The organism is Paenibacillus sp. UNC451MF (genome assembly GCF_000686845.1).
In the GTDB taxonomy this organism is placed as follows: domain Bacteria; phylum Bacillota; class Bacilli; order Paenibacillales; family NBRC-103111; genus Paenibacillus_S.
The window spans coordinates 154,868-169,597 of the sequence record NZ_JMLS01000001.1; the positions used below are offsets into that span (position 1 = coordinate 154,868).

6 protein-coding genes are annotated in these 14,730 nt (G+C 49.1%); 5 read left to right on the forward strand and 1 reads right to left on the reverse strand.

Features of this window, described 5'->3' with window-relative positions; all coding sequences use genetic code 11:
* The first annotated feature begins 26 nt into the window (after window positions 1-26).
* The 4 genes from BP97_RS0100735 to BP97_RS0100755 all read left to right on the forward strand — a co-directional run bounded on the left by BP97_RS0100735 (window position 27) and on the right by BP97_RS0100755 (window position 13,119).
* Window positions 27-3,260: an alpha-mannosidase gene (locus tag BP97_RS0100735; RefSeq protein ID WP_028547400.1), complete on the forward strand. Its 3,234-nt coding sequence runs from the start codon at window positions 27-29 to the stop codon at window positions 3,258-3,260.
* 339 nt (window positions 3,261-3,599) lie between these two features.
* On the forward strand, window positions 3,600-9,401 hold the full coding sequence (locus BP97_RS40880; protein WP_231506179.1) for a pectate lyase family protein: 5,802 nt from the start codon (window positions 3,600-3,602) through the stop codon (window positions 9,399-9,401).
* A 106-nt stretch (window positions 9,402-9,507) separates the two neighbouring features.
* A complete protein-coding gene (locus tag BP97_RS38540) occupies window positions 9,508-11,328 on the forward strand; it encodes an S-layer homology domain-containing protein (RefSeq protein WP_197035391.1) in 1,821 nt (606 codons plus the stop codon).
* Window positions 11,329-11,406: 78 nt separating this feature from the next.
* Window positions 11,407-13,119 (forward strand): dockerin type I domain-containing protein, encoded by a 1,713-nt coding sequence (locus BP97_RS0100755; RefSeq protein WP_028547401.1) that lies wholly within the window; start codon window positions 11,407-11,409, stop codon window positions 13,117-13,119.
* A gap of 36 nt (window positions 13,120-13,155) precedes the next feature.
* Here the strand turns inward: BP97_RS0100755 and BP97_RS0100760 are convergent, their stop codons facing one another.
* Complete coding sequence (locus BP97_RS0100760) at window positions 13,156-13,761, reverse strand: pentapeptide repeat-containing protein (RefSeq protein WP_028547402.1); 606 nt, start codon at window positions 13,759-13,761, stop codon at window positions 13,156-13,158.
* Between the two features lie 183 nt (window positions 13,762-13,944).
* Between BP97_RS0100760 and BP97_RS0100765 the strand changes: the two genes are divergently transcribed.
* Window positions 13,945-14,676, forward strand: coding sequence for a DUF1906 domain-containing protein (locus BP97_RS0100765; protein ID WP_028547403.1), 732 nt, complete (start codon window positions 13,945-13,947; stop codon window positions 14,674-14,676).
* Window positions 14,677-14,730 lie beyond the last annotated feature (54 nt).

Genomic DNA, 14,730 nt, shown 5'->3' on the forward strand with positions numbered 1-14,730 from the left:
CAAGATGTACTAATGGAGGTGTTCTGATGCTGTTAGCATATGAGAAACTGGCAAGAAGACTGCGCGAATTCGATAAATTTCGGTATAACCACGAGAGAGCCATTCCGAAATACAGCTTCTGGATTGATGAGCAAGCGGAAGTCGCTGCCCTTCCACCGGAAGATGCCGAATGGCGCGAAATATCGATAGGAGAACGATGGGGAGGCTGGGACGTCACGGCTTGGCTCAAAACGGAAGTTGTTCTTCCTGCGGAGTGGGAGGGTAGAGCTGTGCTCGGCTTGTTTGATTTTGGCAAAACGGGCGATGGGCATAACTGGGGGTTTGAGTCGCTGCTCTATCTTAATGGCTCACCATTTCAAGGCGTCGGCACGAATCATAAGGAAGTTTTTTTCCCAAAGGAACTAATTGGTCAGAAGGTCGAGCTGTTGTTTAAAGTATGGAGCGGACTAAGCGGCGGACGGGGGCGAGTCGAGCAATGGCATCAGCTGCAAAAATCGTCTTTAGCCGTATTAGAAACTGAGGCTGACGATCTGTATTTTACAGGTACTGCTGCACTACAAACGGTGAAACTGCTCCACGAAAGCAGATGGGAACGACAAGCTATTCTCAAGGCTCTGGACCGCGCTTTCTTATTAATCCAATACCGATACCCGGGAAGCGCTGCTTTCTATGAGAGTGTGAGCGAAGCGAACCACAGGCTGAAGGATGAATTGGAGCAAATTCCGAAGCTGCACGAAGTAACCGTCCGCTGCATTGGCCATACCCATATCGACGTCGCTTGGCTGTGGCGCCTGAAGCATACACGAGAGAAGGCGGCCCGTTCGTTCTCCACCGTACTGCGTTTAATGGAGCAGTTTCCCGAGTATACGTTTTTGCAAACGCAGCCCCAACTGTACGATGATCTCGAACGGGATTATCCGGAACTTTTCGCCCGCATCAAAGAGCGCGTGAAGGAAGGTCGCTGGGAAGCAGCTGGAGCGATGTGGCTGGAATCGGACTGCAATATACCGTCAGGGGAATCCCTTGTGCGTCAGCTGATGTACGGCATGCGTTACTTTGAGCAGACGTTCGGCGTACAGTGCGAATACTTATGGCTGCCGGACGTGTTCGGCTACAGCTGGGCACTGCCGCAAATATTGAAAAAAAGCGGATTGCGTTATTTCATGACAACGAAAATCAGCTGGAACGTCTACAATCGATTCCCGCACGATACGTTTTATTGGCGTGGCATCGATGGGAGCGAGATCTTAACGCACTATATTACAACACCGGACCCTGGTATGAAAGAAGATGCTTTCCCTAAGTCTTATACCTACAATGGTCAAGTACTGCCGGAGACTGTGAACGGCATTTGGAACAATTATCGTGATAAAGAGGTTAATGACGAGCTGCTGCTCTCCTTCGGATGGGGAGATGGCGGTGGCGGACCGACGAGGACGATGCTGGAAATGCGCAGAAGGCTCGAGCAAATGCCGGGACTTCCGAAGGTGACGACGGGACGAGCGGATAGCTTTTTCCGTCAGTTGGAGCAAAGAGTGAAGGAGACGGACCGTTACGTTCATCGCTGGGACGGCGAATTGTATTTGGAGCTGCACCGAGGAACCTATACCTCCCAAGCGTATGTGAAAAAGATGAATCGGCACATGGAAAACAAGCTGCGCGATGCGGAAATCGTCTCCACTTTTATAGGAACGGCTGCAGGGTTTGGAGCTTATCCCAAAAAACAGCTAGACGAGAGCTGGAAAATCGTGCTGCGTAATCAGTTTCATGATATACTACCAGGCTCCTCTATTCCTGAGGTGTATGAGGATTGTCATGTAGAGTACGCAGAAGCGGAGCGGCTGGCGGATCAATCGCTCCAAGGGAGCTTGGAGAGCCTGGCTGCGGGCATTCAAAGTCGCAATGACCCGGGCTGGTTCATCGTCAACACACTGCCATGGGAGCGGGATGAGCTGATTGAGCTGCCTTGGGAGGAAAGCTATGCAGGCAAACAGTTCCTGGATAGCGCGGGCAATAAGCTGTTGGCAGTACGTGTAGAGGGAGGGGCACAGGGAGATACGCTGCGGATAAGGGTCAAGTCGATTCCCTCCATGGGATACACCACCTTTCATGTGGCGGAAAGATCAAGTGAGGAGAACCATGAGAATCAAAGCTCTACGAACGTACCGTCGGAGAAGCCAATGACCATAGATCTTGGCAGTCGGAGTGCGGCGACACCATTTTATGAAATCGAGTGGAATGCCGCTGGACAGCTGAGCAGGCTGTACGACAAACGAAGCCAGCGTGAATTGATCGCTGATGGAGAGGTTGCCAATCACTTCGACGTGCACGAGGATAAGCCTACGGCTCATGATAACTGGGAGATCGATATTTTTTACTATGAAAAGCAGTATGCGATCACAGATTTGCAATCGATGGAGGTTATTGAACATAACTCGCTGCAATCGGTCATTCGTTGTGTATGGCATTATGGAGAAACGGTGATAAAGCAAGATATGACGTTATATGCGGATAATCCAAGAATCGATTTCTCCACATGGGTCGATTGGCAGGAGAGAGAGCAGCTGCTGAAGGTTGCTTTCCCGGTCCGCGTTCGCGCAGCGGCGGCCACGCATGAAATCCAGTTTGGCAATGTGCAGCGTCCTACCCATTGGAACACGAGCTGGGACTTCGCCCGATTTGAAACGTGCGCGCACCGTTGGATCGACTTGTCCGAGCGGGGATGCGGCATCAGCTTATTGAATGATTGCAAGTACGGTCATGATGTGCGGGATCACGTGATGCGGCTAACGCTGATCAAATCGTCCAATATGCCAGATCCAACTTGCGACCTCGGCGAGCATACGTTTACTTATTCACTGCTGCCACATGAAGGAGATTGGTTCGGCGCAGGGACGGTACAGCAAGCACATCGTTTGAACATCCCCGTTACCGTAATGGCATTGCCTAATCAGGGGAAAAGCGGAAAGGAGGCACTTCCAGCTGAGCTCAGCTTTATTAGCTGCAGCGGTGATCATGTTGTTATCGATACTATTAAACGAGCGGAGGACTCGGACGACTGGATCGTTCGCTGTTACGAGTATGCGGGAAAACGGGGCGAGGTCGGCTTTACAACGCATTTTACGCTCGGGCAGGTAGAGGAAGTCAATCTGCTTGAACGAGAAGGACAAAGAGTGGAACATCAAGACCAACATTTCCGAGCTTTTTTCACACCATACGAATTGAAAACATTTCGAATCCGGGTAGCCAAGAAGGAATAGGATGTTGAAGTGCTTGTCCAAAGGAACTTAAGCCTTTATAGGCTGTGGGTTCCTTTTTTCTATTTTAATTTTGATTAATAAACGGTACGAAGGATAATCATTTGTTCAGCATGTACGGAAGACGGCTGCATTTTTGGTAAATATTTCATAGATGTAACCTAATGATTATTCGAAATATAGTAGCATTTAACTGAAATCGGTCAAGTTGTGCAGCTACAAGATACTTGAAGAGCGTATGAGGGGGTGTTGGCGGCTTGTTGCTATGGTGTTAGAAACAGTGTTAGAAGGTCCAAAAAATGAGCAATACGCAAATCATTTATTACTTAATGGGGGTACAGGATGAAAGTAAAGCGACTACTTAGCATCATGTTGACTGCTGCGATGGCTTTGAATTTATTGCAGCTTGGCTCCGTTTCATTAATTAAAACAACATTCGCTGCAGACGGGGATTTTATTACAACGAATATCGCAAATGACGATTACGAAGCGCTCTCAGGGCGAGCAGGATTGGAAGCGGAAGGCTATACTATCAGCCCTAGTCCGGGGACGGCTACCAATGATGTCGGCATTATCGGGGCAGGAGATATAGCCAACGCTGCGATTAACAATGACAAGACCGGGAAGCTGCTGCATATGCTGGATTCGGGTACAGGAACGACCAAATTCATTCGGGTGCTGCCTTCCAAGGCTACGGGAATAGTGACGGTGGAGTTCGATTGGCGCTCAGATAAGAACGGGGCGGATGCAACCAACTACCGCGTTATGAGGGTTGAGAATAGTAGCGGACAAGCTTTGGTGGAGCTTCGTCTAAGCGATTCCGGAGTTAATATATCCCAATACGTAAGCGGTTCCAATAAAAAGGTTGTCCCTAATTATGAAAAGGATAGATGGTATCATTTCAAAATTGAAATCGATACAAATGCGCAAAAAGCGGAATCATTCGTGCGCACGAGCCCAACAGGCACTTACACCTCGGCAGGGCAATGGGGCTTCACGGAAGCAGCAGCGCCTGCAGAAGTAGCGCAGCTTCAGGCTTATACGGCAGGTACGCAAACCTCCAGCATGTACTATGATAATTTGCAGGTATACACCAAGATTTCTCGGCCTTCCGCGCCGGCTGGAGTGGCTGCAGCTGCGGGTAACGGACAAGTAGACTTGTCGTGGAACGCAATCAGCGGCATGAGCTATACGGTCAAACGTTCTCTGACGAGTGGAGGCTCTTATACGGAAATCGCCACTGGGTTGAATGGTGCGGCTTACCAAGACAAGGGAGTCACTAATGGTGTGACCTATTATTATGTCGTCACCGCCTCAATGAACGGGCTTGTTAGTGCGGATTCGAACGAAGCTGCGGCTACTCCGCAAGCTCCACAAGCGCCTGCTCAGCCTAGCGGGGTAACGGCAGCTCCTGAGAACGGACAGGTAAGCTTGTCCTGGAATGCTGTTACCGGAGCTGAGAGCTATATAGTCAAATATGGTACGGTAAGCGGTGGACCTTATACGGATATTGCAGGTGTTACAGCTAACGCCTATACGATAAAAGGCTTGACCAACAATAAGGCCTATTTCTTTGTCGTTGCTGCCGTGAATGAAGTAGGCCAGAGCGGCAATTCGGTTGAAGTGACGGCTGTACCGGTCCAGTCTCCTCCGCCTTCAGCTCCTGCTGGGCTAAAGGCTACAGCTGGACAAGGTCAAGTGACATTGTTCTGGAATGCCGTTAACGGGGCCGCGAGCTACAACGTGAAACGGAGTACGGATGGATCAAGTTTCACCACCATTGCTTCGGGAGTTACAACGAACAGCTACGTAAATACAGGCCTTACCAACAACACGCAATACTATTACGCTGTAACGGCTGTGAACAGCAATGGAGAGAGCGTTCCATCCGCTTCAGTTACTGCAACGCCAGTCGAGTCGCCTCCGGTTGAGCAGTATAATCTCACAGGCTTTTCGAGCGGCAATACGGGTGGCGGCAGCATTCCGGAGACGGACGCCAAATATATTAAAGTGTACAACGCCTTGGATTTCGCTAAAGCGATCAATCGCAAGAACGGCTATAAGGTCGTCGAGATTATGAACGATTTGAACTTGGGCTGGAATGAGATCCCGGCTGAAGCCAAGACGGCGGCAGGTTCCTTGTTCGTGGCTAATATTGCACCGAAAACCCATCCGGTTCTACTGGAGACAGGCGTTAGTAAGATCTACATTGATACCGTCAACAATATGACGATCTTTTCGGCTAACGGGGCCAAAATCAAGCATGCCGGCTTCACGGTCAAGCACAGCTCCAATCTTATTTTCCGCAATTTGGAGTTTGATGAACTGTGGGAGTGGGACGAGCTGTCCAAGGGCGATTATGATAAAAATGATTGGGACTTCATGACAGTAGAGGACGATTCCAAGGTATGGATCGACCATTGTACCTTTAATAAATCGTATGATGGTGGAATTGATGTCAAGCAGGGTTCATCCGGCGTGACGATTTCATGGTCACTGTTCAAGGGCGATGACAGAAGCGCGAATAGCTGGGTCACACAGCAAATTAACTTCCTGGAACAAAATCCGTCAAGCTACACGATGTATAAATTTCTGCGGGATCAAGGCCTGAGCACCGATGATATTATCGCTGTATCAGCAGGCCAAAAGAAACAACACTTAGTAGGGGCGACAGAATTTGATTCCAAGAACCCGAACCTCCAGGTTACGTTGCATCATAACTATTACAAGGATATGCAGGATCGGATGCCTCGTCTAAGAGGAGGAAATGTACACGCTTACAACATAGTGATGGATAGCGCTGGGAACTGGGAAGCCAAAAAGCGGATTTCAGACGCGCAAGCGGCTGCTATTTCCTCCAAAGGCTATCATTTCGGTATAACGAGCAACGGTGCTATTTCTACTGAGGGCGGTGCAGTCCTCGTCGAGAATTCTCACATCATCGACGTGTTCTATCCGATGAGGAATAACCAGGTCGATCCAGTGAAGTCACAATACACCGGCAAAATTTTAGCTAAAAATACGATCTACTCCATGGATGGCAAGGTGTTTCAAGGGGACAGCAATACCCCGGACAGCCCGATGACTCCGGTTCCAGCCCCTCCGTTGGAATTTTCGTGGAGCGGAATGACGGATCTGCCATACAGCTACACAGCGGACGATCCTTCCACTCTGATCTCTCGTCTGACAGGCAATGAGGGAGCAGGTGCAGGTCAACTGCTGTGGTCTAAAGAGAACTGGATGCTTACCTCCGGCTATTCATCAGGTGGCGGAAGCGTACAGATTCCTGCAGCGGTTGGAGGTGTTAAAGCAACGACGACGAAGAACGGACAAATTACGCTGCAATGGAATTCGGTTAGTGGCGCGTCCAGCTATAGTGTTAAGCGCAGCACGGTAGATGGAAGTGGATATCAGACCATAGCTGCCACAGCGGGGCTTAATTATACAGATACCACTGTAACATTGGGAACGACTTACTATTACGTAATTTCAGCTTCTAATGCAGCTGGAGAAGGTGTGAACTCACCTCAAGTAAGCGCAGTTCCCGTAATCGTAGTTGATCTACCTTCTGCACCTGGTTCTATCAGCGCAAGTGCAGGCGATTCCAAGGTTCAACTTGCCTGGGTGGCGGTATCGGGTGCAGATTCCTACAATGTTAAGCGAAGCACGAGCGTAAGCGGCCCTTTCACCGGGATTGCTACGAATGTTACAGCTACGACACACACAGATAACAACGTTACGAACGGAACTACTTATTACTATGTCGTAACAGCCAGCAATACAGCCGGTGAGAGCGTGAGCTCCACTGTAGTAAGCGCCACCCCGGCGCAAGTAACGGTGCCGAATCCGGTTGAAGGAGATATCATCGTATCCCCGGATGGCCAGGATAGCAATGCGGGCACGGTAGAAAGTCCCATGTCACTGACTGCCGCTTTGACGAAAATCGGTGCAGGCAAAACCGTCTACTTACGCGGAGGCATTTACAGCTATTCCGCTCCGGTTACTATCGAGCGTAATAACAGCGGTACTGCGGATGCCAGGAAAAAGCTTGTTGCCTACGGCTCGGAGAAGCCGGTTATGGATTTCTCGGCAGAAGCATTCGATTCGACCATGCGGGGCTTGCAAATATTCGGAAGCTATTGGTTTGTGTATGGCATCGAAGTGAAGGGTGCCGGAGATAACGGGATCTTTATCGGCGGCAATTATAACCGTATCGAGAATGTGGAGACCCATCACAATAAAGATACCGGTTTGCAAATTAGCCGTTACAGCTCCACTGTCGGCAGAGAAGAGTGGCCGAGCTACAACGAGATCATCAATGTGTATTCCCATGATAACTTTGATCCCGATAACGGAGAGGATGCGGACGGCTTTGCCGCTAAGCTGACGATCGGTCCGGGCAACGTATTCGATGGCTGCATAGCCGCTTACAATACCGACGACGGTTGGGATCTTTACACGAAGACGGACACGGGAGCGACGTATCCCGTCATTATCCGGAACAGCATCTCTCATCATAACGGTCAAACCTCAGAAGGCAGTACGACGACAGACAGCGATGGGAATGGATTCAAGCTTGGCGGTGAGAAAATCAAAGTCGATCACATCGTGGAAAATAGCATCGCTTACCAGAACAAAAAGCACGGATTCACGTTTAACAGCAATCCGGGCACCATCCATTTAACCAATAATACATCCTGGGCTAATGGCGAATCGAACTTTGCTTTTGATTCAGGAACGCATGTGTTTACGAATAACTTGTCTTATCAAGGCACAGCCAGCGACAAAACGTCTGGAACGGATGTGGACAGCTCTAACGTATGGTGGAAGAACAAGAAAAGCACCAATGCCAAAGGATTGCTTGCGAGTAATGAGGATTTCGTTAGTCTGACCCCAACGGTCACACGCAATGCGGATGGCTCTCCAAACGTGGGCAGCTTTCTTAAACTAGCGGCCAACAGCGATATGAAAGGCGCTGGAACGCCTAGCGGTACGGATATTGGTGCTAAAGGCAATACGCCTGCACCTCCTCAAGTGCCAGCTGCTCCAACCGGTTTGACGGCTGCTGCAGGAGACAAGCAGATTGCTTTGACTTGGAACCCGGTAAGCGGTGCGGCGAGCTACTCATTGAAGCGAAGCTTGTCTAGCGAAGGAAGCTACACGACAATTGCAAGTCAATTGACTGGAACGTCTTATATGGATCAGGACTTGATAAATGGCGTCGCCTATTATTACGTCATTACGGCTAATAATGCCGCAGGTGAAAGCAGCGCTTCGAATCAAGCGAGTGCCACGCCGAGCTCTTCGCCATCGACTGTTCCTACAGTGAAGCTGAACGGAATCCAGCAGGTTGAGTACGGGAAGCCGTTGACCCTTCAATATGAGCTGAGTGGTGTGAACGTTTCTAATGCGATTTATGCGCAGGACTTAACGTTCCAATATGATGACAGCGTTCTTGAGTTTGTGTCGGCGAAGCCTTCCAAGGAGAACTTGTCCATCGTAAGAGTGAAGCAGGATGTACCGGGTGAAGTGCGAATCATCGCAGTTAGTATGGGGCAGGCCGGAGCCGTTAACTCAGACGGTCCCGTATTGCAGCTGATTTGGCAGGCCAAAGCGTTAGGTCAGCCTGCTTCAACAGCTGTATCCACCAAGCTAGTCCAGCTTGCAAACAGCAGCGGCCAGATTGTACAGCCAAACAGCGCTTCTATCCAGATTCATGTAGGTGGAGTGAATTCGAATGAATTGCAGAAAGCGATCAACAACGCTAAAGCCTTGCATGATTCGGCAGTAGAAGGCATGCATGCGGGATATTACCCGGCAGGCTCTAAAGCTATCTTGCAGTCTGCGATCGACTCAGCTAATGCGATTCTGAGCAATTCGGCTGCGACGCAGCAGATGCTGGATAGCGCAGCTGCTGAACTGAACAAGGCGATAGAGGCATTCGAAGCGAAGAAATATGCTCCAGTTGACGGAGATCTCAATGATGACTTGATCGTTAATATTGGCGATTTGGCGATTATTGCGGGGAAATATGGAATGAAATCCGACAGCCAGGAATGGAATCAATATGAGCACTTGGATTTCAATCATGACGGAACTATTGATATTACGGATCTCGTTCATGTAGCGAACTTGATTGAATAGCAGCAGGACTTGAAGCGGGAGAGGCGTGAGGTCAGAGCCTTTCAAAGAGGAAGGTATCAAGCAAACGCTTTTCTCCCGATTTTCTAAGATAGAAAGGATGGACTCGGTGAACAGACTTCTACGTTGTTGGATCTTCTTGCTCATGCTGGTGTTGGTGTGGCCGGTCCTGCCGGAAGAGATCCGTGCGGGTACGGCTTCAGATTTTTCATTGGAAGCAGGCTCGAGTACGAGTGAACTAAATGGGGATATAACCCTAACTTTAAAAGGCAGAAGTATGGTCGATTTGTATGGTTACGAAGCCGTAATTGAATTTGACGAATCTAAGCTGCAGTTTAAAGAGATTGAGAACACAATGCCTGGCAGCGGATTTTCAATGGGGCCGATTATTAAGAGCAGTAGCTTAACCTTTGCTTATACAAAGGTAGGCAAAGGGGTTGGGGGAGAAAGCGGCATTGTAAATCTTAGCCGTATAACGTTCAAGGCAGCAGCTCCCGGCACTGCTTCGATAAAGCTGGTGAGTGTGAAAGCGGTCTCTTCACAAGAGATTGAGAACAAATGGACCGGTGCCAACTCGGTAGCCGTTGTCATTGGCAGTGACGGGAGCAATCCATCGAATCCAGGCACTGGCGGCAGCGGTAGACGCGGTGGAGGGAGTGCGGCAGTCAGTCAGCCTCAAGTGCAGAGCAGCAGCGACGGAGTCCGCGTTCTTGCTAACAATACAACACAGCGGATAAATGCAGACGGGAGGTCAGTAGCTGTCGTTACTCTAACGGCGGATACTATTGCCAATGCGATAGAGGCGCTCAAGGCTAATCCTGCGGCTATGAACAAAATAATTATTGAAGCTAGCAGCCAACAAGATGTAGTTCAGGTAGACCTTCCTGCTCTTGCACTAATTGATCTCATACGTCTATTTAGTAATGCCTCTCTATCCATCCATTACAATGAAGCTGTATATGATTTGCCATTACTGGTATTGGACCTGAAGAAATGGGCGGATTCTCTCCAGGCGGAGTTGAAGGATGTAAAGATCAGTATCGTTATTGAAAAAGTAGGCGGGGCAACAGCACAACAATTGACGGCTAGCGCTCGTGAAAACGGCTTTAGGCTGTTAACTGAAGGGTTCGATTTTACCATTATGGCTGAGAGTGGCGGAAGAACGATAACCGCCAATGAGTTCGGCAGTACGTATGTTTCACGAAGTATTGAAGTTGCATCCGTATTAGATAGCGGAAAATCAACAGGCGTACTGTTTGATCCAGCTACAGGTGTTATGAAGTTTGTTCCTACGACGTTCAAAACCTCTGGAGAAAAAACCACAGCGACAATGAGAAGGCCTGGTAACAGCATATACGCTCTAGTTGAGCACTCCAAAACATTTGCCGATATGAGCGGGCATTGGGCTAGACAGGATATTGAATTGCTGGCCTCCAAACTCATAGTTTCCGGTCGGACGGATAGCGATTTCGTGCCGGAAGAAACCATTACGCGAGCTGAATTCGCTGCGCTGCTCGTTCGGGGGCTTGGTTTGACCGAGACGGAGTTCACTTCATTCCACGATGTGTCCACCAAGGATTGGTTTGCGGGAGCGGTAGGAGCAGCAATCAAAGCGGGACTTGCGGATGGGATATCGGACGACAAATTTGCCCCTTATGAGAACATCACTCGAGAACAAATGGCAACCATGATGAGTCGTGCCATGAAAGCAGCAGGTAAGCTCCCAACGGCTGATCTCAAGTCACTTGAAGCATTCGAAGACCGCATTTCGATAAGTACATGGGCGCGGGAATCTGCGGCTCAATCCATTGCAGCAGGCATTATGAAAGGCAAGTCGTCCTCTGCCTTCGATCCAGGTGCATCAGCGACACGTGCAGAGGCTGTGGTCGTACTAAAACGAATGCTCCAATATGAACAATTTATAAATTAAAGGAAAATGTTTGCCGCTCATTTTTAGCTGAAGTGAGCGGTGAACGGCACATTTTGCCGGCAGGGGGAATGGAATTTTATGAAGGGCATTTTCAACAAGAATTTGCTGCGCCTTATGGTTGCCTTTTTGGTCATGTTGCAGCTGGGAGTTCTGGCGGCAATGCCAACGGCTTTGGCAAATACGCTGCCCGCCAGTTGGACGGCCACTACGATGAACGGGGCAATGAGCTCCAGTTCGACTGCTTTTGTCAGTCAAGAGAGTGTGAACTACAGTCAAGGAGTCTTTGATATTGCGGCTCGCCGGGGGAAAATGCAAAGTACAGCGCAAGGCGGAGACACGGTCTATTTCGTTTATGTGCCCGTAGAAGGCGACTTTACGATGACGGCGAGAGTAGTATCGGTTGGCATCGAGCCGGGCTCCTCAACGATGAATACGGAAAATCGTGCGATGCTGATGGTCAAGGACGGGGTTTCAAATGACTCGGACTCATTCTCCGTCATCTATAGGCCGATAGCGGTGTCACCGACCGTTACAGGCACAGTTACATCATACAAGCGCTTTGGTTCCTCATCAGGAACTGGATCCAGCGCAAGCGGTACTTTTAATGCTCCGATCTATTTGAAGCTGGAAAAGGCGGGAAACATCTACAGAGGCTCCTATTCAGCAGATGGTATGAGTTATACTCAGTACTACACTCAGACGGATACTGCGAACACGTTGTCTTCCTCGTCTCTTAATGTAGGCTTGGCTGTCACGGCAGCAACGGTTCAGTTCGATAATGTTACTATCACTAAGTCTTCATCCGATTTCCTTAATGCACCTGCAAATTTGTTGGCCCATGCGGGAGACGGATCGGTTGGACTTTCTTGGGATACGGTTACAGGAGCAACTTATTATAAAGTGAAGCGCTCAACCCAATCGGGAGGGTCATTTGCAACGGTTGCTGGCAATGTATATTCCTCTTCCTACACGGATTCGAATGTCATCAATGGTATAACGTATTATTATGTTATCACAGCAGCTAACGATAAGCTCGAGAGCGCTCCATCCCTACAGGCAAGTGCCAAACCGGAAGCGGCTAGTCTACCTGTAAGTTCAATTTCAGTTAGTTCCGCGAGCGGAAATGAGATTACAGTTCAGAGCGGCACCTTGCAAATGCAGGCAGCTGTATTGCCGAATAATGCTACAAACCGTACAGTATCCTGGAGCGTGTATGAATCAGATGGGGTAACACTTACTGATAAAGCAGCGATCGGCAGTACTGGCTTGCTGCAAGCGGTGAAGGATGGTACTGTGAAGGTCGTTGCCAGAGCTTTGGATGGCTCTAATGTCCAAGGAAGCGCTGTGGTGACTATTTCGGGTCAGACCCCATCGATTAACAGGTCTGTTTTGCAGAGTGCTATTACAGATGCTCAGACTGCATATAACGATTCCCTGGAAGGTACTGATGCAGGTCAGTATCCTAAGGGGGCCAAGGCGTTGCTATTATCAGCGATCAGTGCGGCACAAGCTGTTTTGGAGGATGTACAAGCGACCCAAGAACAGATCGATCGGTTGTCTAATGATCTAATCCAAGCGCTGCAAACGTTCCACGATTCTGTCTTGTCTCCAAAAAATGGCGATGTAGATGGAAACGGAGTTATAGATATTGGAGATCTCGGTATTGTTTCAGGTGTGTACGGCTCGACAACAGGTAGCGCTGACTGGAATTCCGCAAAGCGTGCGGATATGAACCAAGATAACACTATTGATTGGCTGGATATAGATTATGTAGCCCAACGGATTCCATAATGGTTAGAAGGGAGAAGAAGCTTAATTCTTCTCCCTTTATTCCACCTTGGCTCCGTAAGACCGCAGAAAAGCAATAGCTTGTCCCGTATCCATTCGGGCCCCCTTCACATCAAACGATTTGAAATTCACCCCATCGAGTATGGCTCCTCTTAAATCCGCGCCTTGAAGACGCACTTTGCCAAGCTGTGCCCGCGTCAGGTCAGCCTCCCGAAGATCGCATTTCTCCAGATTGCATTCGTATAAATCCGCTTCTACAAAACGAATTCCACGCAGCGACTGCTTGCTCAGATTACTATGACGAAGGCTCGTATAGGACCAATCGCCACGCAACAAAGTAATACCGTCAAGGTTACATTCGGAAAAATCAGATCCCACCATTTTGCACTCCTCAAATTTGGCGACAAACAGATTAGCTCCCGTAAACCGGCAGTTAGTAAAAGCCGAACCATTGTGAACCGAAGCGTTAAGCTGAGCGCCGGTAAAATCGCAATCTGTAAATTGGCAGCCTACTGACCACATTTCCTCTAGAAGGGTGCTTTTAAATCTGCATCGGGTAAAAGTACAGTTGCGGAGCTCACCCTCTCGCAAATCTTTATGGCTGAAGTCAATTTCCGTATATTGCTGATCTATGTATTGATACACTTCACACACCTCTTTTGATTTTTACTACTATTATGAACCTCCCCTACATCATCGGCAAGAGTGAGCTTCCGAGACGCCCGATTCCTTATAGTAGGGCTTTCGAAGGAGGACTATGCGACTCTTTGTGCATATTTTGTACTATAAGAGCTGCGCCAAGCAGCCTATGAAGGGAGCAGATATGATATGGCCAAAGGATTCGATTGCGCGACACCGCTGACGGATAGTACGGCCGCGGCATTTAAACAAGATGGCTATGTGTTTGTGGCTCGCTATCTCGTTCCACCCAGTTGGAAGGCGTTGACCACGAAGGAAGTTAAATCGATTTGCGATGCAGGATTGCAAATCGTTTCTGTATTTGAAACGACTGCGGACCGGGCGTTAGGAGGGAGAAGCGCGGGCTTGAAGGATGGCGCAACGGCGTTGGCTTTAGCAGCACAGATGGGTCAGCTGGAGGGAAGCACCATTTATTTTGCCGTGGATTTTGACGCCACTCCAGCTCAGATGTCTACAGTCATCGCATATATTAAGGGGGCAAGCGACGCTACTCCAGGGTACAACACAGGAGTATACGGATCGTATGCAGTCGTAGAAGCAGTATATAGTGCAGGAGCTTGCTCCCGCTTTTGGCAAACCTATGCTTGGAGTGGAGGCAAGAAGTCCACGGTCGCTAACATTTATCAATATTTGAACGATATCGTTGTGAACGGGATTGGCATCGATCTGAATGATTCTTATGGACAAGAAGGCTGGTGGAGTACGGTTCCTGCTAATTATATGCTGAGTGCTGGCGATGCTAATAAGCTCATCGGATTTATGAAGGCGGGCTACGCGGCGACAAATGACGCTGATGGGAAAGAGGATTTTCATCGATTAGCAAACGAGCTGCGCAAGGCGTCTGGGCAGCAGGAGGAGTAGTGCCATACAATAAAAAAATCCCTGTGGCAACAGGACCACCGGGAGCTCACGTCA